Source organism: Acidovorax sp. KPB24-07, assembly GCF_057543315.1.
The window spans coordinates 1-23,960 of sequence record NZ_BAAJYS010000040.1 but is presented as its reverse complement, the minus strand read 5'-3'; the positions used below and the strand labels follow the sequence as shown (position 1 = coordinate 23,960).

Sequence of the window (23,960 nt, the reverse complement as noted above, 5' to 3'; positions counted from 1 at the left end):
AGCCATTGCGCGCCGGCCAGCGTGGCCCGGTCGGTGGCCGTCGCGGCGCGCAGCCCGGCCTCGGGCACCAGCGTGTACCGGGTGGGTGGCTGCAAGGGCGCCAGCGTGACCGTTTCGGCCCCCAGGCTGGGCAGCAGCCCGATCTCGCGCAGCAGCAGCAGTTCGAAGCTGCGCAGCACGGGTTCGAGCGCATCGCCGTGCTCGCTGCCGAGCACCCGCACCACGCCGGCATAGGCGTCGAACAGGGGCGCATGGGCATCCTCGCGGGCCATCAGGCGCATCAGCAGTTCGTTGAGGTACAGACCCGACAGCAACGCATCGCCCGTGGGCATGACGTGCCCGCCCACCCACTCCGCGCCCTTGAGCGCATGGATCTCGCCCTGTCCATCGCCCGACAGGGTGTAGTTGACCCGCAGTGGTTGCAGCGGCAGCAGCACGGGGCGAAAGTTGGAGGTGGGCTTCTTGGCGCCCTTGGCGACCAGCGCGACCCGGCCATGGTGCCGCGTGAACACGTCCAGGATCAGGCTGGACTCGCTCCAGTCGTAGCGGTGCAGCACATAGGCGGGTTCGTCGGCAATACGGCGCACAGCCATGGGTTGCTATTCTTTCAATAGCGACCAGTGCTTGATGGACAAGCGCTGGATGAGGGTTTTCTTTGGGTCGGGCACCCGGCACACGGGTGCGCCGAGCCCCGGGGTGGCCCACGGCGCCGAGGCCGCCGAAGCAGCGCAGGGTCGATTCACTCGTAGCCGAACGAGCGCACGCGCGCTTCGTCGTCGGCCCAGCCGGAACGCACCTTGACCCAGATCTCGATGAACACCTTGGCGTCCATGAGCTTTTCCAGCTCCTGCCGCGCTTCGGTACCGATGCGCTTGAGGCGCTCGCCCTTCTCCCCGATCACCATGGCCTTGTGGCCGTCGCGCTCCACCACGATGGTGGCGGCGATACGGATCATGCGGCTCTTGGTCTTGCCCTTTTCTTCCTCGAACTTGTCGATGACGACGGTCGAGGTGTAGGGCAACTCGTCCCCCGTGAAGCGAAACAGCTTCTCGCGCACCGTCTCCGAGGCCAGGAACTTCTCGCTGCGGTCGGTGAGCTCGTCCTCGGCATACCACCAGGCCTGCTCGGGCAGGTACTTGGCGCAGATGCCGAACAGGCGCTCGATATCGCCCTTGTTCTTGGCCGACATGGGCACGAACTCGGCGAACGGATGGCGCTCCTGCATGCCCTTGAGCCACGGCGCGATTTCCGCGCGGCGGTGCACCGTATCGAGCTTGTTGGCGATCAGCAGCGTGGGGATGCCGGGCTTGAACAGCGACAGCACCTTGGCATCGGCCAGCGTGAAGCTGCCGGCCTCGACCACGAAAAGAATCAGGTCCACATCGCCGATGGCGCCCATCACCGTCTTGTTGAGCGACTTGTTGAGCGCCGTGCTGTGCTTGGTCTGGAAGCCCGGCGTGTCGACGAACACGAACTGCGTCTGCTCCATCGTGCGGATGCCGGTGATCCGGTGGCGCGTGGTCTGCGCCTTGCGCGAGGTGATGCTGATCTTCTGCCCCACCAGCGCATTGAGCAGCGTGGACTTGCCCACATTGGGCTTGCCCACGATGGCGATCAGGCCGCAACGCTGGCCGGTGGCATCCGCCGGGGCGCTGGCCGGCTTGGCGGCTGCCAGCATCGCTTCCAGGTCATTTTGGCCGTCAGCGCTAGATTCATCTGCGCCACCAGCTACATTTTTTGTAGCATCTTCATTCATGGATTCTTCGCTTTCAATAGGACCAGCATGGCCGCTGCCGCCGCCTGCTCGCCTGCCCGGCGTGAGCCGCCGATGCCGCGCTCGGTCAGGCCCAGTTCGGAGATTTCGCACTCCACATCGAAGGTCTGGCGGTGTGCAGCCCCCACCGTACCCACCACCCGGTACTGCGGCAACTTCATTTTGCGACCCTGCAGCCACTCCTGCAACGCGGTTTTGGGGTCCTTGGCGGCCGCCTCCATCTGCGGGTTGATCTCCACGCCTTGAAAGAGCCGGTGGACCAGGGCCTCGGCCTGCAGGTACCCGGCATCGAGGTACACCGCGCCGATGAGCGCCTCCAGCGCGTCGGCCAGGATGGATGGCCGCAGCTTGCCGCCCGATTTGGCCTCGCCCTCGCCCAGGCGCAGCACGTCGGGCAGCTTCAGGCGCAATGCCAGTTCATGGAGGGTCTCCTGCCGGACCAGATTGGCCCGCACGCGGGACAGATCCCCCTCGGGCAGATCGCGCAGGCGCTGGTACAGCAGGCTGGACACCGCCAGGCTGAGGACGGAATCGCCCAGGAACTCCAGGCGCTCATTGTGGTCGGCGGAAAAGCTGCGGTGCGTGATGGCGCGCTGCAGCAGCGAAGGATCGGAGAAAGCATGCTGCAGGCGGTCCTGCAGTGCGGAAAGGCTGGGTTGCACCGACTACTTGGTCTGTTCTTGGAATCGATAAACGAGATAGGCCGGGCCGGCCAGGGCGATCTCGCGCGAGTAGCTGAAGGACACGACGATCTTCTCGTTGCGCTTGGTCACCTCGAGGTCCTTGCCCTGGACCGAGCTGATGTTGTCGATCGATGCGGCACGGTCGAAGATGGCGCGCACGTCCGGCACTGAACTGCCTTCCCGCGCGGCCTTGTTGGCGGCCTTGCTGATGGCCTGGTACTCCAGGAAGATCGGCACCGACTGCCCGCCGATGGCAAAGGCGGCCACGGCCAGCAGGCCGATGAAAATCAGTCCGATGAACGACAGGCCGCGCTGGCGCGCGCGGCTGGCGGTACGGTGCAATGCCATGATGATCTACCCCTCTTTGGTATTGGCGGTGGTGAAACGTGCGAAGCCGGTGCTCAGCGGAACGGACCGATGCGCTTGAGGTTGCCGAAGTTCATCCAGACGAAGAAGGCCTTGCCCACGATGTTGGCGTCCGGCACGAAGCCCCAGTAGCGCGAATCGAGGGAGTTATCCCGGTTGTCGCCCATCATGAAATACTGGCCCTCGGGCACCTTGCACACCACCCCCTCGACGCTGTAGCGGCAGTTCTGGCGGTTCGCGAAATCGCTGGCGCCCTGAACGAAGGCCGGCACGTCGGGGTTGTTGATCATGCGGTGGCGGTGGTCGCCCAACTGCTCTTCGAACTGCTTGAAGTAGCGCATCGTGTCTTCGTCGAAGAAGTCCGGCACGGCGGAGGTTTCCACCACCTGCCCATTCACCGTGAGGCGCTTGTTCAGGTAGGCCACTTCGTCGCCGGGCACGCCCACCACGCGCTTGATGTAGTCCATGCTGGGCTGGGGCGGGTAGCGGAACACCATCACATCGCCGCGTTGGGGCGCATTGCCCTGCGTGAGCTTGGTGTTGATGACGGGCAGGCGGATGCCGTAGGTGAACTTGTTCACCAGGATCAGGTCGCCCACCAGCAGCGTGGGAATCATCGAGCCCGAGGGAATCTTGAACGGCTCGAACAGGAACGAGCGCAGCAGGAACACCACGGCGATCACCGGGAACAGGCCGGCGGTCCAGTCCAGCCACCAGGGCTGCATCAGGATGCGGTCCTTGGCCTCCTGCACGTCGCCGTCCACCTTCTGGATGCCCATGCGGTCCAGTTCGGCGCGCCGATGGGCCGCCGCATCTTCGATCGCCTGGGCCGCCCTGCGGCGGCGCGGCAGGAAGACCAGCCGCTCCGCCAGCCAGTAGGCCCCCGTCACCACGGTCGCCAGGAACAGCAGCAGGGCGAAGTTGCCTTCGATGGCCCCCATGTACCAGGCCCCAACGTAGGCCACGAAAGCGGCGAGGATCACGGAGGTCACGTATTGCATGGCCTGCATCTCAGTCTTCCACCTGCAAAATGGCCAGAAACGCTTCCTGGGGCACTTCCACCGAACCGATCTGCTTCATGCGTTTCTTGCCTGCTTTTTGTTTCTCGAGAAGCTTGCGCTTGCGGCTGATGTCGCCGCCGTAGCATTTTGCCAGCACGTTCTTGCGCAACGCCTTGATGGTTTCGCGCGCGATGATGTTCGCGCCGATCGCCGCCTGGATGGCCACGTCGTACATCTGGCGGCTGATGATCTCGCGCATCTTGGCCACCACGGCACGGCCGCGGTACTGCGACTGCGAGCGGTGCACGATGATGGACAGCGCATCGACCTTCTCGCCGTTGAGCAGGATGTCCACCTTCACCACGTCGGAGGCTCGGTACTCCTTGAATTCGTAGTCCATCGACGCATAGCCGCGCGACACCGACTTGAGCTTGTCGAAGAAGTCCAGCACGATCTCGCCCAGCGGCATCTCGTAGGTCAGCATGACCTGGCGGCCGTGGTAGGCCATGTTCATCTGCACGCCGCGCTTCTGGTTGGCCAGTGTCATCACCGGGCCGACGTAGTCTTGCGGCATGTAGAGGTGCACCGTCACGATGGGCTCGCGCACCTCCTCCAGTCGGCCTTGGTCTGGCATCTTGGAGGGGTTCTCGACCATCACCACTTCGCCGTCGGCCTTCACCACCTGGTAGACCACGCTGGGCGCGGTCGTGATCAGGTCCTGGTCGAACTCGCGCTCCAGGCGTTCCTGCACGATTTCCATGTGCAGCAGGCCCAGGAAGCCGCAGCGAAAGCCGAAGCCCAGCGCCTGGCTGACTTCGGGCTCGTAGTGAAGCGAGGCATCGTTGAGCTTGAGCTTTTCCAGCGCATCGCGCAACGAGTCGTACTCGCTCGCTTCGGTCGGGTACAGGCCGGCAAACACCTGGGGCTGGATTTCCTTGAACCCCGGCAGCGCTTCGGTCGCCGGACCGGCATTGTTGGGCAGCTTCTTTTCCAGCGTGATGGTGTCGCCCACCTTGGCGGCCTGCAGTTCCTTGATGCCGGCAATGATGTAGCCCACCTGGCCGGCGTCGAGCGAGTTGCGCGATTCGTTCGCGGGCGTGAACACACCCAGGTTGTCGGCGTTGTACACCGCGCCGCTGGCCATCATCTTGAAGCGCTCGCCCTTCAGCAGGCGGCCATCGACCACGCGCACCAGCATCACGACGCCGACGTACGGATCGAACCAACTGTCGATGATCATCGCGCGCAGCGGGCCATCGGCCTGGCCGCGCGGCGCAGGCACCTTGGCCACGATGGCTTCGAGAATCTCATCGATGCCCATGCCCGTCTTGGCAGAGCAGGGAATCGCATCGGTCGCATCGATACCGATCACGTCCTCGACTTCGGCCTTCGCGTTGTCGGGATCCGCGTTCGGCAGGTCCATCTTGTTCAGCACGGGCACCACCTCCACGCCGAGGTCCAGCGCGGTGTAGCAGTTGGCCACGGTCTGGGCTTCCACGCCCTGCGACGCATCGACGACCAGCAGCGCACCTTCGCAGGCCGAAAGCGAGCGCGAGACTTCATACGAGAAGTCCACGTGGCCCGGCGTGTCGATCAGATTGAGGTTGTAGATCTGGCCGTCTTTGGCCTTGTATTGCAGCGCCGCCGTCTGCGCCTTGATGGTTATCCCACGCTCTTTTTCGATGTCCATCGAGTCGAGCACCTGGGCTTCCATATCACGCTCGGCAAGCCCGCCACAGCGCTGAATCAAGCGATCCGCCAAGGTCGATTTGCCATGGTCGATGTGCGCAATGATGGAAAAATTTCTGATGTGGTTCATCAAGGGAAAGCGACAAGTGATTGAATTAAAACGGAGCGCACAAGAAAAAAGGGCGCGTCAAATGGTGACGCGCCCTGAACCAACAATCATTTGGCAACTGCGATGGTTGGAACTTCATTGTAGGCAAAAAGGCCGAGAGGGAAAGTCCGCCCGACAAGGTTCAGAAGGCGTTGCCGCCTTGCAACGCGCATTTTATACACAGCTTATTCACAAAACGCTTTCCACTTCCGGAATAACTTGTGGGCACACTGTGGATCACCTGTGAATGGTTAAAGACCATCCCACACATGGTGGCGCAGAATTGAATCGATATGCAGTTAAGCCGTGAAAAGCAGGCGCCATTCTATCGAAAACGATCAATGGAAATGCCGCGCAAAAACGTTGAGGGACCAAACCGGATTTCTGCGCAAAGGCCCCAAACCCCACTTTGGGATGGGGCTTTGTGCGGTCACCGGTCAACGTGCCGGACGGATCAACGCATATTGGGCCCATTCGCCGCGGCGGAACAGCACGTTGATGGGCTTGCTCTTGTCCGCCTTGGCCAGGGCCGCCTCGAAGTCCTTCAGGTTGGCCACTTCGATATTGGCGATGGAAAGAATCACGTCACCTTCGCGCAGGCCGGCACGCGCGGCCGAATCCGTGGCCGCGTTGACACGCAGCCCGCCCTTGAGCTTCAGCTCCTTTTTCTGGGCTTCAGTCAGCTCTGCAACCGCCAGGCCCAGTTGCTGGGCGGCTGGAGAAGGCTTGGGTTTTGCGCTTTCACGCTCGCCACCTTTGCTCGCCACCGGCTTGTCATCCGGCTCGATCTCGGCCACGGTAATGGAGAGATCTTTGCTCGCACCTCGGCGGAAGACCGTCACGGTGCTCTTGTTGCCCGGCTTGGTATTGCCCACCAGGCGCGGCAGATCGGCGGTTTTTTCGATGGTCTTGCCGTCGAACTTCGTGATGATGTCACCCGCCTCCACGCCCGCCTTGTCGGCAGGAGACCCCGCCTCCACCCCACTCACGAGCGCCCCCTGGGGCTTGCCCAGACCGATCGACTCGGCCACATCCTTGGTGACCTGGCCGATCTGCACGCCGATGCGCCCGCGCGTCACGCGACCCGTGGCACGCAACTGGTCGCTGACCCGAATGGCCTCATCCATGGGAATGGCGAAGGAGATCCCCATGAAGCCGCCCGAGCGAGAGTAGATCTGGCTGTTGATGCCGACGACCTCGCCACGCATGTTGATCAGCGGTCCGCCGGAGTTGCCCGGGTTGATCGCGACGTCCGTCTGGATGAAGGGCAGGTAATCGCCCGTGTCGCGCTGCTTGGCGCTGACGATGCCCGCGGTCACAGAGTTTTCAAGCCCGAAGGGCGAGCCGATCGCCATGACCCACTCACCGACCCGCAGCCGGTTGAGATCGCCCACCTTGACGGCCGGCAATCCGGTGGCTTCGATCTTGACCACGGCCACATCCGTACGCTTGTCGGCGCCCACGATCTTGGCTTTGAACTCGCGCTTGTCGGTCAGGGTGACGATGACCTCGTCCGCGCCCTCCACCACGTGCGCGTTGGTCATCACATAGCCGTCTTGCGTGAGGATGAAGCCAGAGCCCACGCCGCGTGGCTGCTCTTCCTCGGGCTGTGCACGGTGGCGCTGCTGGCGCTGCGCATTGGGCGGCACGGGCACGCCGAAGCGGCGGAAGAACTCGAGCATCTCCTCGTCCATGGCGTTCGGGCCGGCACGCTCCGCGGCCTTCTCCAGCGTGCGGATGTTGACCACCGACGGCCCGACCTGATCCACCAGGTCCGTGAAATCCGGCAGGCCCCGGACCGTGGGTGGCGGCGTTTGCGCCAACACAGTGACAGGCACAGCCGCAGAGGCAGCGGTCAATGCCATCGCGACGGCCACCGCGCACGATTGCAGATTTTTCCAGTTCGTCGTCATCGGCATCATCGTTCTTTCAAAATTCAGAGGAGACATCGGGAGCAGCAAAAGGACTTCGTATTGCAAGGTTCACATTTGGTTCCCGCCATACCACAGTCAGCAGCCCATGCATCCGCCCCAGTGGGACGGCTTGGGCAGCAGCGGCACTGCTCAACGGGCGTATTCCAATTGCTCGGCCACCAGCCGCAAGGTTTCCTGCGGCACCTCACCCACCGCCGTGAGCCACATGTTGCCTGAAACGCGTTGCGCCAGGGTCTGGGTGGCCCCCATGCTGCCCGCGCTCGGGCCGGCAGCATGGCGGAAGGCGTCGTAAGGCTCCAAGAAGAGCGAGACCGTCGCCAGCCCATCCGAGAGCAGGCAATGCAAGGGAAGGCCCGACTGCGCAACAGCCGCATCCTCTTGCTTGTAGCAATCCCCAGGGGTGAATCCACCCACCGGCGCTCTCAGACGCCAGCCTTCGGCTTGCGCGGTGGTCTTGCGCATGGCAACCCTGACCACCCGGAAGTCGCGTACGTCATCCATCATGCCCACGAGGCGCGCAAATGGCACCGCGTTATCCAGCTCCAGCTGAGAAAACGCCGCCTGCTCCAGCACGCGCCCCCGCAGGTCGAGGGTCTGCAGCTTCAATATCAAACCCGAGGCTTCGGCCACCCACATGCGGTAACCGAATCGCAGCCCATCCCTGGGTCGCAGCCAAGCCACTTCACTTTCGTGGCCCGCAACGCGTTCACGCCCCAAGGTCTGCACCGTGTAGTGCGCATCCAGTCCGCGATCAGCCGTTTCCGGCAGCCGCGGGAACAAGCTGGGCATGTCGCGACGATCCTCACGCACCATGCGCGCCTGGGGCAAGAAGGTGCGGACGAGCCCCTCCCGGCGATAGACCACGCGGGGAGACCCGTTCAATGCCTCGATGCGCTCGATCTGGTCGTTTCCATCGGCCGCATGCCAGATACGGGAACTCACCATGGCCCCCGATGCAGACAACACCACAAAAGTACCGCTGTAGCTGTGCTCTCGGGAGGCGCGATGAATGCGCTCCAGCCAACCGGAAATGGAACGTGCGTCGCCAGACACCACCGCACTGGATGCAGCAACGGCGGGCGGCGGCCCGGCCAACGCGTGGCCCGAACCGGCCACGAGCAGCACCCACGCCAGAGCGTGGCGCATTGAAGCCGCCCTATTCAGGTAGCCAGCCAAGGCACGAACACCTCTGACTCGAGGCTGGTGAGCGGCGTACAAGGGGCCTTCCTGGCCTGTCTTCACGATCTCAGCGCGCCGGAGCCTCGAAGGTGGCATTGCGCAGAAAACCCGCCGGCATTTGCAGCGCCGACGTATTGCCAAACTGTTTGTGCGCGGCCAGCAACTCATCCAGCCGCGGATCGCGGATCATGACCTGCGGTGCGCTTCCTTCCGTTGCGTCTGCCACCGCCACCGCCGCAGGAGCGGCGGTCACTGGCGCAGCGGAAGCCATCTGCGCTCCTTCGGACCCAGCCTGAATCCCCGTCATGGCCGTCCATCCGATTGCACCGACAGCGGCGAGCGAAGCAAAACCCGCAGCCATTTTCCAGCGAAACACGGAGGCATTGGCAGCCACAGCAGGCGTCACGACCTCCGCGACAGCTCCTTGCACGACGGCACTGGCCACCAACGGAGGGCGCTGAATGCCCTCCGCTTCGATCTGGCTGCGAAGCCGGTCCACCAGTGAGGAATTCACCGGACGCGCCAACTCGGAAGAGCGAAGCACGTCGCCGATCAGGTGATACATCTGCCACGTTTCAAAGCCGTCCGCATTGCTGCTGGCATAGTCCACGGCTTGACCAAACTCCTGGCCTCGCAGCTGCCCATCCGCAAGGGCAGACAAATGTTCACGCATTTTCAGATCGTCATTCATGGTCGTTCCCCAGCCATCACGTTTTGCTTCACTGCTCTGCCATTCACACCGCGCTACCACCGCTTGCCCGACTGCTTCTCCAACAAAGGGCGGACACGGGCCGATATGGCTTCCCGCGCTCGAAAGATACGGGAACGTACGGTGCCGATGGGGCAATCCATGGCAGCCGCAATCTCCTCGTAGGTCAACCCTTCAATCTCACGCAATGTCACCGCCTGGCGCAAATCTTCAGGCAGCGCATCCATTGCAGCGTTCACCGCCACCGCGATTTCCTGGGCTGCGAGCACGGTCTCGGGCGTCTCGTCGGTGGTTAGTTCATGCCCCAGTCGGGAAGTTTCATCGTCGTCATCACTTCCTCGCAAGGCATTTTCCGAGATGACGGGATTGCGCTTCATGTCGACCAGCGCCTTCTTGGCGGTGTTGACCGCGATCCGATAGAGCCAGGTATAGAACTGCGCCTCTCCCCGGAATTTGTGCAGTGCGCGATACGCCCGGATGAACGTTTCCTGGGCAATGTCCTGTACGAGATCGGAATCGCGGACCATGCGACCAATGAGCCGTTCGATGCGCCGCTGATACTTGATCACCAGCAGTTCGTACGCCCTCTGGTCACCCGCAACCGTGCGCTCCACAAGCTGAAGGTCACTGTCGGCGGAAGGCGGGGGCATGGAAGCAGTCATGAAAAAAGGGGCTCACGCGTCGCCGCGCCGGACAGAGAACATGCCGTCGGCACGGGGCTCTGGCTTGGGGCGCGAATATACCGCACGGCGCAGCGCCGCCCAGGCCTCCCGCGGCTGGGTACGCTCGAGGCACAACCACTGGGTCCGGCCATCGACTCTATGCAGTTGCACCAAGAGGAAAGACTGGAAATCCGCATGGACAACCAATTCACCTGCAACAGGCATTTCTGCATTTTGATTCAAGGACCAATGCAAACCATCCCAATGCAGGGCACCCACGGGCAGCCTGAACCAAAAGCGCCAAGCCAGGCCGGCAAACGCGCCCCACAAGACGAAGAACACAGTGCCTCGAAGCAGGCCATCCCCAGCAGATTGCGCGATCCACGCGGCAAAGCCCCCAAGGCCAGCAAGCAGGGCGCCAGCAATGAACCAGCCCAACCTGCGGCTCCGCGCCACCTCATGGCGGGTCGCTGGGGCATGAAAAGACTTGGCGGAGCGGGTCATTGCCGAGCCCACCCTTCCATCACAGCTGGCCGACCGGCACCGCGCAGCGGTCTGGCCACCCCGTCAAACGCGCTTGAAAACCAGCGTGCCGTTGGTGCCGCCAAAACCAAAATTGTTCTTCACCGCGATGTTCATCTTCATGTCTCGGGCGACGTTGGCGCAGTAGTCCAGATCGCATTCCGGGTCTTGCTCGAAGAGATTGATGGTTGGGGGCGCCTTCTGGTCACGCAACGCCATCACGGTGAACACGCTTTCAATCCCACCCGCACCGCCCAGCAAATGGCCGGTCATCGACTTTGTCGAGCTGATCACCGTCTTTTTGGCATGCTCGCCCAAAGCGGCCTTGATCGCATGGGTTTCGTTCAAATCGCCCAATGGCGTTGAGGTGCCGTGAGCATTGAGGTAATCCACCTCCTCGGCGTTGACACCGGCATTGCGCAGCGCGGCCTGCATGGCGCGGCGAGGGCCGTCCATATTGGGCGCCGTCATGTGCCCCGCATCGGCGCTCATGCCATAGCCGGACAATTCTGCGTATATCTTGGCGCCGCGGGCTTTGGCGTGCTCGTATTCTTCCAGCACCAGCACCCCTGCACCCTCGCCCAATACGAAGCCATCGCGGCCTTTGTCCCATGGGCGGGAGGCAGTCTTTGGATCATCGTTGCGAGTGGACAAGGCGCGCATGGCAGCAAAGCCACCCACACCCAGGGGAGAAACCGTGGCTTCCGTGCCGCCGGCGACCACCACATCGGCATCGCCATACTCGATCTTGCGCGCTGCCTCACCGATGCAATGCAGGCCCGTAGTACATGCCGTCACCACGGAAAGGTTCGGACCTTTGAAACCAAAGCGCATCGATACATGACCCGCCACCATGTTGATGATGGATGCTGGAACAAAAAAAGGCGTGATCCGGCGAGGACCCCGGCTTTCCAGTTCTGCATGGGTGTTTTCGATCAACGGCAACCCACCAATCCCAGACCCGATGATGCAGCCGATGCGCGTTGCCAGCTCTTCGTCCAACGCCTCGCCGGTCGGAAGGCCGGCATCACGCACCGCCTCATCCGCCGCAGCGATGCCGTAATGGATGAAGGTATCCATCGTGCGTGCATCCTTGGCGCTCATGTAGGCGCCAAGATCGAATCCCTTGACCTCACCCGCGATCTTGCAGGCAAAGTTCGAAGCGTCGAACTTGGTGATGAGGTCAATGCCGGATTGACCGGCCAGGATGTTGGCCCAGGCATCTGCCACCGTGTTTCCGACGGGGGTGATGCAACCCAGGCCGGTCACGACGACGCGACGACGGCTCATGCGCTAAGACTTTCTACGAATCTGTCTGAACTGAAGGCGCTCAGGCCTTCTGATGGGTATTGGCGTAGTCGATGGCGTTTTGCACCGTGGTGATCTTCTCTGCGTCTTCGTCAGGAATCTCGATGCCGAACTCGTCTTCCAGCGCCATCACCAGCTCCACCGTGTCCAGCGAGTCAGCGCCCAGGTCGGCCACAAAAGCCTTTTCATTGGTGACTTGCGATTCTTCAACGCCGAGTTGTTCGGCAATGATCTTTTTGACACGTGCTTCGATATCGCTCATGGTTTCCCTTTGAGGGTTGTGAATGAATCCGCGATTCTAGCTGCTTCGGGATCAGTCCCCTACCAGCCCGCCGTCGCGATGAATCGGCGCTAACTTTGCTCAATTACATGTACATGCCGCCATTGACATGCAACTCCTGACCCGTGACGTAACCTGCCTCTGCCGATGCCAGATAGGCAACCGCATGGGCAATGTCTTCTGGGCGGCCCATGTGGCCCATTGGAATCTGCGATTGCAGCGATTGCTGCTGCTCGGCAGGGAGTTGCGCGGTCATGTCGGTCGCAATGAAGCCAGGGGCCACGCAATTCACGGTAATGCCCCGGCTGGCCAGTTCACGGGCAAGGGCACGCGCCATGCCTGCCACGCCCGCCTTCGCTGCCACATAGTTGGCCTGGCCGGGATTGCCTGCCGACCCCACCACGCTGGTGATGTTGATGATGCGACCGAAGCGCTGTTTCATCATGGGTCGAATGACGGCGCGGCTCACCTGGAACACGGCCTTCAGATTGGTGTCGATGACCGCATCCCAGTCGTCGTCCTTCATGCGCATGGACAACGTGTCGCGGGTGATGCCAGCATTGTTCACCAGCACATGCAAACCACCATGCTGCTTCACGATGGTGTCGATCAACGCGTCGACAGCCGCCACATCCGTGACGTTCAGATTCACACCGTGGCCGCCGCCGGACGACAGTGCCTGAGAGATGCGCTGAGCGCCCTCATCCGTCGTCGCGGTACCGATCACCAAATAACCACGGGCCGTCAACACGGCCGCGATGGCAGCGCCGATGCCGCGCGATGCGCCAGTGACCAGCGCTACCTGGGGCTTTTCATTCAACGAAGGGGTATCGCTCATGCCAACAATGCTCGTGTTTCGGCCAGCGTGGCCGGGTCATAAATAGAAGCAGCGACCAGCTCTGGATCGATGCGCTTCGCCAAGCCCGCCAGCACCTTTCCAGGGCCGCACTCCACCAGATGCGTCACGCCGCGGGCTTTGAGCGCCTGCACGCACTCCACCCAGCGCACCGGACCGAAGGCTTGGCGGTAAAGCGCATCGCGGATGGCATCCGCCTCCTGCCGGACCGCGACATCCACGTTGTTGACGACTGGGATCTGCGGGGCCGCCAAGGAAAGCGCCGACAGGGCCTCCCGCAATTTCTCGGCTGCCGGCTTCATTAGGCTGGAGTGAAAAGGAGCGGATACCGGCAAGGGCAACGCACGCTTAGCGCCAGATGCCTTCAACAGTTCGCACGCCTTGTCGACGCCGGCTTTCGTGCCCGCAATCACGGTCTGGATGGGGTCGTTGAAATTCACGGCCTCCACTACTTCACCGCCATCCGCACCGAAAGATGCCGCCGCCGCAGCGCAACCTTCGATCACTTTGTGTGCATCCATGCCCAGAATGGCAGCCATGGCACCCACACCGACGGGAACTGCCTCCTGCATGGCGGCAGCACGCAGACGAACGAGCGGCGCGGCCTGCGCCAGCGTCAGCACCCCTGCCGCCACCAACGCCGAATATTCGCCGAGCGAGTGGCCGGCCACCGCTGCCGGGACATCACCGCCCTCCGAGACCCATGCGCGCCATGCGGCCACGCCAGCGACGAGCATGACCGGCTGGGTATTGGTCGTCAGCGAAAGCGCTTCTTTCGGGCCCTCATGAATCAAGCGTGCGATGTCTTCGCCCAGGGCGTCGGAAGCCTCCTGCAGGGTTTGCGCTACCACAGGGTGGTCGCCCCAGGCATCCAGCATGCCGACCGACTGGGAGCCCTGGCCGGGAAAAACAAATGCAAAAGATTTTTTGGTCGTCATAAACGAATGGTCAAAACCGCCTTCACCGCTTAATTTTTCGGCGTTTCAAGCTACAGTTTCAGGAGCACCGCACCCCATGTAAAACCGCCTCCCACGCCCTCCAGAAGCAACGTCTGTCCGGGCTTGGCCTGGCCGGTGCGAACCGCATGATCGAGTGCCAGGGGAATCGACGCCGCCGAAGTGTTGCCATGCTGGTCTACGGTGACGACCACCTTGTCCATCGACAGGCCCAGCTTCTTCGCCGTACTTTGCATGATGCGGATATTGGCTTGGTGAGGGATCAGCCAGTCCACGTCCGCATCGGTCAGGCCGGCCTTCTCCAGGGCAGCACGGGCTGCCTTTTCCAGCACACCCACAGCCAGCTTGAAAACGGCCTGGCCATCCATCTTGAGCAACGGGTCACCCAGAATCTGCCCGCCATAGACGTTGCCCGGCACGCACAGAATGCCCACATGCCGACCATCGGCATGCAGATCGCTCGACAGGATGCCAGGAGTTTCCGAAGCTTCCAGTACCACGGCGCCTGCGCCGTCGCCGAACAGCACGCAGGTGGTGCGGTCATCAAAATCGAGGATGCGGCTGAATACCTCCGCACCCACGACGAGGGCGCGGCGGGCGCTGCCGGACTGGATCATGGCGTCTGCCACGGTCAGCGCATACACGAAACCACTGCAGACGGCCTGCACATCGAAAGCCGGGCATCCATTGGCCCCCAGCTTGTTTTGCAAGATGCAGGCGGTCGAAGGGAAAACCATGTCCGGCGTGGACGTGGCGACGATGATCAGATCGATGTCCTGCGGCTGAACTCCAGCCGCCTCCAGCGCATTGCGAGAAGCCTCCAGCCCCAGATCGCTGCTGCAGACATCGCGCTCCGCGAAGTGACGCGCCCGGATGCCGGTGCGCTCGACGATCCACTCGTCCGATGTTTCCACACCGCGCTGAGCCAACTCGGCCACGAGGTCGGCATTGGTCAGACGACGAGGAGGCAGGCTGCTGCCAGTGCCTGTAATGCGGGAGTAGCGTCTCATCAATATGGGGACCCGACGGCGGTGTTGACAGGCTGGGCATCCGAGGGCGCCAGCAAGGGCGCAGCATGCGCCACCCGCGTCCGGACGCGGTCGAGCAGGTTGTTGCGGGCTGCATCATACGCCCGGTTCAAAGCCTGCTCGAAAGCCATGGCGTCCGCCGATCCGTGACTTTTGAACACCAATCCACGCAACCCTAGCAACGCTGCCCCGTTGTAGCGCCGGTGATCCATCCGCTTCATGAGAGCAGATAACACCGGATAGGCCACAAATGCCGCCAGTTTGGTAAAGATATTGCGCTTGAACTCCTGCTTGAGCCCTCCGACGATCATGGAGGCTACGCCTTCGCTGGCCTTGAGAGCCACATTCCCCACGAAACCGTCACAAACCACGATATCGACCGTGCCCTTGAAGATGTCGTCGCCTTCCACATTGCCAAAAAAAACGAAGATCGCCAGAGTTACCTACCGTACGCAACAATTCACCCGCTTTTTTGATGACTTCACTACCCTTTATCGCTTCCTCGCCGATGTTGAGCAAGCCAACGGTGGGCTCCGAACCCTCTTGAAGCGCAGACACTAGAGCCGAACCCATCACGGCAAATTGCAGCAGATGCTCGGCACTGCAATCCACGTTGGCACCCAAGTCCAGCACGGTCGTGGCACCACCCTTGGCATTGGGTATCTGGGTCGCAATCGCGGGGCGGTCGATTCCGTCCAGGGTTTTCAGAAGGTAGCGGGCGATGGCCATCAAAGCACCCGTGTTGCCCGCAGAAATGGCAGCTTGAGCGGTCCCATCCTTGACCTGCTGGATGGCAACGCGCATGGACGAATCCTTTTTGCGGCGCAAGGCAACCTCCACCGGATCATCCATGGTGACGACCTCGCTGGCAGGGGTGACAGAAGCCCGATCGTGCTTGAAATCCTTCAGGCTTTCAGGCTGACCGACAAGGAGCAAACGGGCTTCGGGATGGTTTTCTAGGAACTGGCGGCACGCCGCTAGCGTGACGCGGGGGCCGTGATCGCCCCCCATGCAGTCAACAGCCAGTGTGATCATGGGCGACTTGTCCGACCGCAGAAAACGACCGGAAGTGAAAATACAGCGAACAAAACAAAGGCCCGCGCTACCAATTTCGTAGCAGCGGGCCTCGGCGCGCGAGTTAAATCAGGCTTCAGACTTGTTCTTCAGCACTTGGCGGCCACGGTAGAAACCGTTGGGGCTAATGTGGTGGCGCAGATGGGCTTCGCCGGTGGTGGGCTCGACAGCCGTGCCAGGCACGTTGAGAGCGTTATGCGAACGGTGCATACCGCGCTTGGAAGGGGATTTTTTGTTTTGCTGAACAGCCATGGTGGCTCCTGAGTCTTGAAGGGTTGGTAAAAACGCGATCAGCCCATAAAGACACGAGGGGGATTCGCGCGAAGCCCTCGATTATAGCCCAAACGGTTTTCAGTCTTCCGCCTTGTCTTTTCGCAAGGCTGCCAGTGCCGCAAAAGGGTTGGGCTTTTGCGCGCTGGCCTCTTCGAAATCCTCGTCGCTGGATTCCATTGGCACGGGGGCCGGGCATTCGTCGTGCCGCGGCACCAGAGGCAATGCCATGAGCAGCTCATCTTCGATCAACTCTCGCAGATTGAACTCGCGGCTCAAGGCCAGCAGGTCTTCATCGCTCTCGTCGTCCAGCGCTTCCGCCGTGGCTTCATCCGCCACGAAACGGAACTCACGCTGCACCTGAAGCGGCACGTCCACCGATCCGAGGCAGCGCTGGCAAGTCATGGGAAGCGCCGCGTTCACTGTGAGCCGCAGCCAGATCTGTCCGCCGATGCCATGCGTGCTGCGCACTTCGCCGTCAACCGCCCAATCCACCATGAGATCCGGGTGCAGGCCCTTGGCTTCCTGGGCCAGGCGTTCGTACTTCAAAAGGGAGTCATGGCCGGACAGGTGACCGCCCGCCTGCGCGAAGGCTTTGACATCGAGGCGCTGAGGGGAGAATTCCTTGGTCATGGCGGCAGTGTAAGAGAATCAGCGCATGCCTCAATCCCCTTCCCTGCCCCGCCGTCTGGTGCTGGGCTCGACCTCCCGCTACCGGGCCGAACTGCTCTCCCGCCTGCGTCTGCCTTTCGATGTCGCAGCGCCCGATGTCGACGAAACACCCCACGCCGGCGAGGCGCCCAGCGCCCTCGCCTTGCGGCTGGCCATGGCCAAAGCCCGCGCCGTCTCTGCAGTCCACCCGGACGCCGTAGTGATCGGATCCGATCAAGTGGCGGATCTCTCGGGACAACCGCTGGGCAAGCCCGGCACACACGAGAAAGCGGTCGCCCAGCTGCAACGGATGCGGGGCCACAGCGTCGTGTTCCAGACCGCGGTGGCGGTTGTCTGCGCCGCCACGGGGTTTGAAAAGGTGGAGTTGGCACCGGTGGAAGTTCGCTTCCGCGACCTGTCCGATGCGGAGATCGAGCGCTACCTGCTCGCCGAGCAACCGTACGACTGCGCCGGCAGCGCCAAAAGCGAAGGATTGGGCATCAGCCTGCTCGACAGCATCCAAAGCGATGACCCGACAGCGCTGATCGGCCTGCCGCTGATCCGGACCTGTCGCATGTTGCGCGCCGCCGGAATGGAACTGCCATGACAGCCGCATCGACCGGCACGCTCTACCTGGTGCCCGCACCGCTCGACTTCGGCTGCGACATCCAAGCCCCCCTGGATCAATCCCTGCCTGCCGCGACATTGCAGGCGGCGTCGCAAATCACCCACTGGATCTGCGAGAACGCCAAAAGTACCCGCGCATACCTCAAGCGCGTCGATGCGTTGTTCCCCCTGAAGCTGCCGCTGCAGTCGCAGCAGATCGACGAGTTGCCGCGCGAAGTGCACAAGAAAGGCGACCATGGTGCAGACGGCCATGTGACCTTCGACGCCCGCACGTTGCTGACGCCCGCTTTGGCGGGCAACGACATGGGCCTGGTGAGCGAGGCGGGCATGCCTGCGGTGGCGGACCCTGGCAGCTCGGTGGTGCGTGCCGCGCACGATTGCGGGCTGAGGGTGGTGCCACTGGTGGGCCCCGTGTCGCTCTTGCTGGCGCTGGCGTCGAGCGGTCTCAATGGACAGGGTTTTGCTTTTGCAGGCTACCTGCCGCAGGATCCGGCCCAGCGCACCCAGCGCATCCGCGAACTGGAAGCCCTGGCGCTCAAGCAGGGGCAAACGCAACTGTTCATCGAGACCCCGTACCGCAACGCCGCGCTGTGGCAGGCCCTGGTGCAAACCTTGCAGCCCAATACCCGGCTGGCGATTGCCAGCGGGCTCACACTGCCGCAGGCGCGCACGGCAAGCCGGCTCGTGCGCCAATGGCGACAGCAAATGGAAGTGCCCGATAACCGGACACCGGCCGTCTTTGCCATCGGGCGCTAGGCCCGATCAACAGATCTCAGGGATTCCAACCGCTGATCCGGACCGCCGGGCACCGAGCCCGGCCCGGCGGCAGACCCGGATAGCGAGCCCTCAGCGGATGGCCGGTGCGCCCTTGATGGCCTGCACGGCCGTCTGGCCCATGGTAGCGCCGAATTTTTTGACCAGCCGCTCAGCAACGTTGTCGCGGCGGGTGTAGTCGATGATGTCTTCCGCCTTGACGACCTCGCGTGCCACATAGTCGAGGTTGCCCAGGTGGTCGGCCAACCCCATCTCCACCGCCTGCTGGCCGGTCCAGAACAGCCCGCTGAAGGTGTCCGCCGTGGGCTTGAGCCGATCGCCGCGCCCTTCCTTGACCACATGGATGAACTGCTGGTGGATCTGGTCCAGCATGGCCTGCGCATAGGCGCGCTGCTTTTCGGTCTGCGGGCTGAACGGGTCGAGGAAGCCCTTGTTCTCGCCCGCCGTCAGCAGGCGACGCTCCACGCCCAGCTTTTCCATCGTGCCAGTGAAGCCGAAGCCATCCATCAGCACGCCGATGCTGCCGACGATGCTAGCCTTGTCCACGTAGATCTCGTCGGCGGCGGCGGCGATGTAATAGGCGGCCGATGCGCAGGTTTCCTCCACCACGGCATAGACGGGCTTGTTGTACTTGGCCTTCAGGCGAATGATCTCGTCATTGATGATGCCGGCCTGCACCGGGCTGCCGCCCGGCGAGTTGATGAGCAGCACCACGGCCTGCGATCCGGAGTCTTCGAAGGCACTGCGCATGGCCGCCACCACGAACTCGGCGCTGGCTTCGGCCCCCGCGGCGATCTCACCCTTGATGTCCACCACCGCCGTGTGGGGCGTGCTCTTGCTCGTGCTGGTAGCGTCGCGCGCCAGCAACACCCAGGCCACGGCAATCAGGAAGACCAGCCACGCCAACCGGGTAAAAATGCGCCAACGGCGTGCAGAGCGCTGCTCGGACAAGGTCGCGAACACCAGCTTTTCCAACACGTCACGCTCCCAGCCTGGCATCTTCGCAGGGTCTTTTGCTTCTTTTTCAGTAGCAGTCTGTGCCCACAGATCGGGCGCTGGCGGGGGAGTCTGCCCAGAACCAAAAGGTTCGGGCCGGGTCGGTTCGGTCATTTGTCAGAATTCGACAGGTTGCAAGTGGGGTTCAGTATGCCAGCGCACTACGCCCTGGCCTTCGGAGAGTTGGATCTTCACCAAGCCACCGCGGCACGGGCCACCCGCGCAAGCGCCCGTATCGGGCCGATAGGCGGCGCCGTGCGTGGCGCACAGCAGCCACTGGCCGGTGTCGTCGAAGAATCGGTCCGCCTGGTAGTCCATTTCCATCGGCACGTGCGTGCAACGGTTCAGGTAGGCATGGGGCCGGCCTTCGAAGCGCACGGCAAAGGCGCGGCAGGCTTGGCCGGCGTATAAAACATCGAAAGCAACGGCCTGCCCGCCGTCCACCAGATCGGCGCTGGGGCACAGGTCGATGGGTTGCAAGGAAGGGGCCATGGCAAGGTACCGACGATGGGCTGGCGGGCGGCTGCAGCGTCAGGCGTGCCGCAAAAGCCAGGCGTGCAGTTCCGGTACGGAATGCATGACGGCCAGGGGTTGGAGGCTGTCGAACTCGCCGGGCTCGTGCGCTCCGTAGCTCACTCCCACGCTGGAGCACCCGGCCGACAGGGCCATCTGCAGGTCGTGGGTGGTGTCGCCGATCATCAACACGCGTTCCGGCGCCACATCGAACTCGGCCATCAATTCCTGGAGCATGAGCGGATGCGGCTTGCCAGCGGTTTCGTCGGCCGTGCGCGAACCATCGAACATGCCCCGCAGCGCCACTGTGTGCAGCACCTCGTCCAGGCCGCGCCGGCTCTTGCCGGTCGCCACGGCCAGCAAGTGCCCTCGTGCACGCAGGTCTTCCAGCATGGGCAGCACGCCGGCAAACAGGCTCAGATCGTCCTGGTGCTTGAGGTAGTGGTAGCGGTAGCGGTTGCCAAGTTCGCTGTGTTTTTCCGGTGGTACATCGGGTGCGGCGTGGGTCAGCGCCTGCATGAGGCCCATGCCGATCACCCAGGCCGCGGCCTGATCGGTCGGAACCGTGCCGCCGACGTCGCGCACGGAGTCCTGAATGCAGCGCACGATGATGGCGGTGGAGTCGTACAGGGTGCCGTCCCAATCGAAAGCGATGAGGTCGAAGCGGCGGCGTGGGGTCGTGGGCATGGTGTTCAGGCAGTGGCGGCGGTGAATTGCGCCAGATCAGGCGGCAACTCTGCGCGCAGTTCGATGCGCTCGCCGTGGGAGGGATGAGCGAACTGTAACCGCCACGCATGCAGGAACATGCGCTTGAGGCCGTGCTTGTGCAGCCGCTTGTTGAGTTCGAAGTCGCCGTATTTGTCGTCGCCCGCGATCGCATGGCCCTGGCTGGCCAGGTGCACGCGGATCTGGTGGGTGCGTCCGGTCTTGATGGTGACTTCCAGCAGACTCATGGCCGGCAGCCCCTCGGCCGCGCGCGCCGGCAGGTGGCTGCGCACTTTCACGAGGGTGATGGAGCGCATGCCGTCCGGGTCTTCCGGCGTGGTCACCCGCACCCGCCGCTCGCCATCGGCCTGCAGATACTTGTGCAAAGGCGTGTCGATCACTTTCTTGTTGGCCGCCCAGGTGCCGGGCACCAGGGCCAGGTAGGTCTTGCCGGTTTCCCGCTCCCGGAACTGGTCCTGCAGATGCGTGAGCGCGGAACGCTTCTTGGCCACGAGGAGGATGCCCGAGGTCTCGCGGTCCAGGCGGTGCACCAGTTCCAGGAACTTCGCCTGGGGACGTGCCTGCCGCAACTGCTCGATGACGCCGAAACTCACGCCGCTGCCGCCATGCACCGCCACGCCCGCGGGCTTGTCGATGGCGATCAGGTGGTCGTCCTCCAGCAGGATGGGGAATTCGCGGGCCGGCGCCGGGCGCTCGGCCTTCTCGGCCACCTTGTCCGAGATGCGCACGGGCGGCAGGCGCACCTGATCGCCCGTGGCGACCCGGGTGTCCGCGCTGGCGCGGCCCTTGTTGATGCGCACTTCGCCGCTGCGGATGATGCGGTACACGTGCGTTTTGGGGACGCCCTTCAGATGGCGTATCAGAAAGTTATCGAGCCTTTGGCCGGCAGAGTCCTCGTCGACTTCGACGATGCGGGCTGCAGCGGGGGCGGGGTTCGGGGCACGGTCCGTCGCCGGTTTGCCCCCTATAATGTGTTTCACCTGCGCGATGTTCTGTAAGTGGTTGATTTGTCTGGAGTTTAGTCCACGCAACCTTGCAAGCCGCGCAGGCAGGTCGATGCCAACGGGTGTCGTGTGCGCAGATTGCAGGCCAGATGCCTGTGGTGGCTCCCACGCCGCGCGGCCGGCTGACAAATTGAAACACCGAAACCGGAATCCCCAGTCCGCAGGCCGCCCAACAGGCAGGTTCTGCGGGCGGATCAAAGCGAAAACATGTGGGCATTGTTGGCATGGATTGTGACCCTTTGGCGAAGGCGCCTGCCTTCGGCATGGGCTCCGCAATCGCCGGCATCGCCCGTGCAGCCCGCGCCATCAGCCAAGTCTTTCATGGCAACGCTGCACACATTTCCCCTCGCCCCCATCCACGCGCCCCCGCCACGACTGCGAAGCTAGTGCTTCGCAGCCGCGTGGCTTTGCGGCAATTCCCTTCGTTTCAACGCGTCGGCCCTGGCATCCATGGCTCCTGAAGAGCCTGTGTCATTGGTTTGAATGGTCGGGACGCGCGCCGATGCAGCTTTTTCGCTGCGCGCCGCCCGGCCGACAACGAAAAGGAATCCCATCATGAAGCGGATGCTCATCAACGCCACGCAGCCCGAAGAACGCCGCCTGGCCATCGTCGACGGCCAGAAGCTGCTGGACTACGAAATCGAGATCGAAGGGCGCGAGCAGCGCAAGGGCAACATCTACAAGGCCGTCGTCACCCGCGTCGAGCCCTCGCTGGAAGCCTGCTTCGTCGACTACGGCGAAGACCGCCACGGCTTCCTGCCCTTCAAGGAAATCTCCCGCCAGTACTTTGCCGAAGGCGTCTCGGTCAGCCAGGCGCGCATCAACGACGTGATCCGCGAAGGCCAGGAACTGCTGGTGCAGGTCGAGAAGGAAGAGCGCGGCAACAAGGGGGCTGCTCTGACCACATTCGTGTCGCTGGCCGGTCGCTATGTGGTGCTGATGCCCAACAACCCGCGCGGTGGCGGCGTGTCGCGCCGCATCGAGGGCGAAGACCGGGCCGAGCTCAAGGAGGCGATGGACCAGCTCGAGTACCCCAAGGGCATGAGCATCATCGCGCGCACCGCCGGCATCGGCCGCACGGCGCCTGAACTGCAATGGGACCTGAACTACCTGCTCAAGCTCTGGACCGCCATCGACGGCGCGGCCAAGGGCGGCAAGGGCGCCTTCCTGATCTACCAGGAGTCGAGCCTGGTGATCCGCGCGATCCGTGACTATTTCAACGGCGATATCGGCGACATCCTCATCGACACGGACGACATCTACGAGCAGGCGCACCAGTTCATGGCGCACGTGATGCCCGAGCATGCCGGCAAGGTCAAGCGCTACCGCGACGACGCCGCGCTGTTCAGCCGCTTCCAGATCGAGCACCAGATCGAGTCAGCCTACGCCCGCACCGTGACCCTGCCCTCCGGCGGCGCCATCGTGATCGACCACACCGAAGCGCTGGTGAGCGTGGACGTGAACTCCGCCCGCGCCATCAAGGGCGGCGACATCGAGGAAACCGCCACCCGCACCAACCTGGAGGCCGCCGACGAAGTGGCCCGCCAGATGCGCCTGCGCGACCTGGGCGGCCTGATCGTGATCGACTTCATTGACATGGAAGAGTCGAAGAACCGCCGCGAAGTGGAAAACCGGCTGCGCGACGCCCTGCGCCAGGACCGCGCCCGCGTGCAGTTCGGCACGATCAGCAAGTTCGGCCTGATGGAGATGAGCCGCCAGCGCCTCAAGCCCGCGCTGAGCGAAGGCTCCTCCATCCCCTGCCCCCGTTGCGGCGGCTCGGGCCACATCCGCGACACCGAATCGTCGGCGCTGCAGATCCTGCGGATCATCCAGGAAGAGTCCATGAAGGACAACACGGCCGCCGTGCACTGCCAGGTGCCGGTGGAAGTGGCCTCGTTCCTGCTCAACGAAAAGCGCCCCGAGATCGCCAAGATCGAACTCAAGCAGCGCGTGACCGTGCTGATGGTGCCCAACAAGACCCTGGAGACGCCGAACTACAAGCTCGAGCGCCTCAAGCACGACGACCCGCGCCTGGACCACATCGACGCCAGTTACAAGCTCGTCGAAGAAGTGGAAGACCCCACCGCCGTCACGCGCCGCTCGCAGGAGCCCACCAACAAGCAGACCCCGGTGATCAAGGGCGTGCTGCCCGACGCGCCGGCGCCGATCGCCGAGCCCCGTCCGGAAGGCGCGGCCCGCAACCCGTCGCACAGCCGACCCGCGGCAGCGG

Annotated in this window: 27 protein-coding genes and 1 pseudogene; 4 read left to right on the top strand and 24 right to left on the bottom strand. The window is 63.2% G+C overall.

Annotation, left to right across the window (positions count from 1 at the left end; all coding sequences use genetic code 11):
• From recO to lepA, 6 genes are all read right to left on the bottom strand, one after another.
• A partial coding sequence (gene recO / locus AC27IQ_RS07590; RefSeq protein ID WP_487089088.1) for a DNA repair protein RecO occupies nucleotides 1-593 on the bottom strand: 593 nt, incomplete at its 3' end.
• A gap of 146 nt (nucleotides 594-739) precedes the next feature.
• On the bottom strand, nucleotides 740-1,756 hold the full coding sequence (gene era / locus AC27IQ_RS07585; protein WP_284430056.1) for a GTPase Era: 1,017 nt from the start codon (nucleotides 1,754-1,756) through the stop codon (nucleotides 740-742).
• Nucleotides 1,753-2,436, bottom strand: a complete 684-nt coding sequence (gene rnc / locus AC27IQ_RS07580; RefSeq protein WP_284407047.1) for a ribonuclease III — start codon at nucleotides 2,434-2,436, stop codon at nucleotides 1,753-1,755. The genes era and rnc overlap by 4 nt, the downstream gene beginning before the upstream one ends.
• Before the next feature lie 3 nt (nucleotides 2,437-2,439).
• A complete protein-coding gene (locus tag AC27IQ_RS07575; protein ID WP_284395952.1) occupies nucleotides 2,440-2,805 on the bottom strand; it encodes a DUF4845 domain-containing protein in 366 nt (121 codons plus the stop codon).
• Between the two features lie 53 nt (nucleotides 2,806-2,858).
• A complete protein-coding gene (lepB, locus tag AC27IQ_RS07570; protein WP_487089087.1) occupies nucleotides 2,859-3,833 on the bottom strand; it encodes a signal peptidase I in 975 nt (324 codons plus the stop codon).
• A 1-nt stretch (nucleotide 3,834) separates the two neighbouring features.
• Nucleotides 3,835-5,643 carry a translation elongation factor 4 gene (lepA, locus tag AC27IQ_RS07565; protein WP_272567874.1) on the bottom strand — a complete coding sequence of 603 codons (1,809 nt, stop codon included), beginning with the start codon at nucleotides 5,641-5,643 and terminating at the stop codon, nucleotides 3,835-3,837.
• Here lepA and AC27IQ_RS07560 point away from each other — a divergent pair.
• Complete coding sequence (locus tag AC27IQ_RS07560) at nucleotides 5,633-5,908, top strand: hypothetical protein (protein ID WP_487089086.1); 276 nt, start codon at nucleotides 5,633-5,635, stop codon at nucleotides 5,906-5,908. The genes lepA and AC27IQ_RS07560 overlap by 11 nt on opposite strands.
• 190 nt (nucleotides 5,909-6,098) lie before the next feature.
• Here AC27IQ_RS07560 and AC27IQ_RS07555 read toward each other — a convergent pair whose 3' ends face one another.
• The 13 genes and pseudogenes from AC27IQ_RS07555 to AC27IQ_RS07495 form a co-directional block, all read right to left on the bottom strand.
• Nucleotides 6,099-7,583, bottom strand: coding sequence for a DegQ family serine endoprotease (locus AC27IQ_RS07555; protein ID WP_487089089.1), 1,485 nt, complete (start codon nucleotides 7,581-7,583; stop codon nucleotides 6,099-6,101).
• A gap of 141 nt (nucleotides 7,584-7,724) precedes the next feature.
• On the bottom strand, nucleotides 7,725-8,741 hold the full coding sequence (locus AC27IQ_RS07550; protein WP_487089085.1) for a MucB/RseB C-terminal domain-containing protein: 1,017 nt from the start codon (nucleotides 8,739-8,741) through the stop codon (nucleotides 7,725-7,727).
• Between the two features lie 100 nt (nucleotides 8,742-8,841).
• Complete coding sequence (locus AC27IQ_RS07545; RefSeq protein WP_317359235.1) at nucleotides 8,842-9,465, bottom strand: sigma-E factor negative regulatory protein; 624 nt, start codon at nucleotides 9,463-9,465, stop codon at nucleotides 8,842-8,844.
• A 53-nt stretch (nucleotides 9,466-9,518) separates the two neighbouring features.
• Nucleotides 9,519-10,145, bottom strand: coding sequence for an RNA polymerase sigma factor RpoE (gene rpoE, locus AC27IQ_RS07540; RefSeq protein WP_487089084.1), 627 nt, complete (start codon nucleotides 10,143-10,145; stop codon nucleotides 9,519-9,521).
• A gap of 12 nt (nucleotides 10,146-10,157) precedes the next feature.
• Nucleotides 10,158-10,583, bottom strand: a complete 426-nt coding sequence (locus tag AC27IQ_RS07535; RefSeq protein ID WP_487089083.1) for a hypothetical protein — start codon at nucleotides 10,581-10,583, stop codon at nucleotides 10,158-10,160.
• A 129-nt stretch (nucleotides 10,584-10,712) separates the two neighbouring features.
• Nucleotides 10,713-11,957, bottom strand: coding sequence for a beta-ketoacyl-ACP synthase II (gene fabF / locus AC27IQ_RS07530; RefSeq protein WP_487089082.1), 1,245 nt, complete (start codon nucleotides 11,955-11,957; stop codon nucleotides 10,713-10,715).
• Nucleotides 11,958-11,997: 40 nt separating this feature from the next.
• Nucleotides 11,998-12,237, bottom strand: a complete 240-nt coding sequence (acpP, locus tag AC27IQ_RS07525) for an acyl carrier protein (protein WP_003058049.1) — start codon at nucleotides 12,235-12,237, stop codon at nucleotides 11,998-12,000.
• 103 nt (nucleotides 12,238-12,340) lie between these two features.
• Nucleotides 12,341-13,093, bottom strand: a complete 753-nt coding sequence (gene fabG / locus AC27IQ_RS07520) for a 3-oxoacyl-ACP reductase FabG (RefSeq protein WP_487089081.1) — start codon at nucleotides 13,091-13,093, stop codon at nucleotides 12,341-12,343.
• Nucleotides 13,090-14,049, bottom strand: a complete 960-nt coding sequence (fabD, locus tag AC27IQ_RS07515) for an ACP S-malonyltransferase (RefSeq protein WP_487089080.1) — start codon at nucleotides 14,047-14,049, stop codon at nucleotides 13,090-13,092. The genes fabG and fabD overlap by 4 nt, the downstream gene beginning before the upstream one ends.
• Nucleotides 14,050-14,099: 50 nt before the next feature.
• Nucleotides 14,100-15,077: a beta-ketoacyl-ACP synthase III gene (locus AC27IQ_RS07510; RefSeq protein ID WP_272567863.1), complete on the bottom strand. Its 978-nt coding sequence runs from the start codon at nucleotides 15,075-15,077 to the stop codon at nucleotides 14,100-14,102.
• Nucleotides 15,077-16,130: pseudogene (gene plsX / locus AC27IQ_RS07505) on the bottom strand (phosphate acyltransferase PlsX). The gene AC27IQ_RS07510 and the pseudogene plsX overlap by 1 nt, the downstream one beginning before the upstream one ends.
• Before the next feature lie 108 nt (nucleotides 16,131-16,238).
• The gene (gene rpmF, locus AC27IQ_RS07500) at nucleotides 16,239-16,421 is read right to left on the bottom strand and encodes a 50S ribosomal protein L32 (protein ID WP_092744121.1); all 183 of its coding nucleotides are present in this window, start codon (nucleotides 16,419-16,421) and stop codon (nucleotides 16,239-16,241) included.
• Nucleotides 16,422-16,520: 99 nt separating this feature from the next.
• Entirely contained in the window at nucleotides 16,521-17,072 is a 552-nt protein-coding gene (locus AC27IQ_RS07495; RefSeq protein ID WP_284430045.1) for a YceD family protein, read from the bottom strand.
• Nucleotides 17,073-17,097: 25 nt separating this feature from the next.
• On the opposite strand from AC27IQ_RS07495, the gene AC27IQ_RS07490 reads away from it, so the two are divergent.
• Both AC27IQ_RS07490 and AC27IQ_RS07485 read left to right on the top strand, forming a co-directional pair.
• On the top strand, nucleotides 17,098-17,697 hold the full coding sequence (locus tag AC27IQ_RS07490) for a Maf family nucleotide pyrophosphatase (protein ID WP_317359168.1): 600 nt from the start codon (nucleotides 17,098-17,100) through the stop codon (nucleotides 17,695-17,697).
• Nucleotides 17,694-18,473 carry an SAM-dependent methyltransferase gene (locus AC27IQ_RS07485; protein ID WP_487089079.1) on the top strand — a complete coding sequence of 260 codons (780 nt, stop codon included), beginning with the start codon at nucleotides 17,694-17,696 and terminating at the stop codon, nucleotides 18,471-18,473. The genes AC27IQ_RS07490 and AC27IQ_RS07485 overlap by 4 nt, the downstream gene beginning before the upstream one ends.
• Nucleotides 18,474-18,563: 90 nt before the next feature.
• Here the strand turns inward: AC27IQ_RS07485 and AC27IQ_RS07480 are convergent, their stop codons facing one another.
• The 5 genes from AC27IQ_RS07480 to AC27IQ_RS07460 all read right to left on the bottom strand — a co-directional run bounded on the left by AC27IQ_RS07480 (nucleotide 18,564) and on the right by AC27IQ_RS07460 (nucleotide 22,302).
• Entirely contained in the window at nucleotides 18,564-19,601 is a 1,038-nt protein-coding gene (locus AC27IQ_RS07480; RefSeq protein WP_487089078.1) for a S49 family peptidase, read from the bottom strand.
• A gap of 3 nt (nucleotides 19,602-19,604) precedes the next feature.
• Entirely contained in the window at nucleotides 19,605-19,979 is a 375-nt protein-coding gene (locus tag AC27IQ_RS07475; RefSeq protein WP_284430042.1) for a Rieske (2Fe-2S) protein, read from the bottom strand.
• Nucleotides 19,980-20,018: 39 nt separating this feature from the next.
• Nucleotides 20,019-20,687: an HAD family hydrolase gene (locus tag AC27IQ_RS07470; protein WP_487089077.1), complete on the bottom strand. Its 669-nt coding sequence runs from the start codon at nucleotides 20,685-20,687 to the stop codon at nucleotides 20,019-20,021.
• A gap of 5 nt (nucleotides 20,688-20,692) precedes the next feature.
• Nucleotides 20,693-21,706 carry an RluA family pseudouridine synthase gene (locus AC27IQ_RS07465; RefSeq protein WP_284430040.1) on the bottom strand — a complete coding sequence of 338 codons (1,014 nt, stop codon included), beginning with the start codon at nucleotides 21,704-21,706 and terminating at the stop codon, nucleotides 20,693-20,695.
• Between the two features lie 407 nt (nucleotides 21,707-22,113).
• Nucleotides 22,114-22,302 (bottom strand): hypothetical protein, encoded by a 189-nt coding sequence (locus AC27IQ_RS07460; protein WP_272567848.1) that lies wholly within the window; start codon nucleotides 22,300-22,302, stop codon nucleotides 22,114-22,116.
• Here AC27IQ_RS07460 and AC27IQ_RS07455 point away from each other — a divergent pair.
• Nucleotides 22,286-23,960: Rne/Rng family ribonuclease (locus AC27IQ_RS07455; RefSeq protein ID WP_487089076.1), on the top strand; the 1,675-nt coding region annotated here is incomplete at its 3' end. The genes AC27IQ_RS07460 and AC27IQ_RS07455 overlap by 17 nt on opposite strands.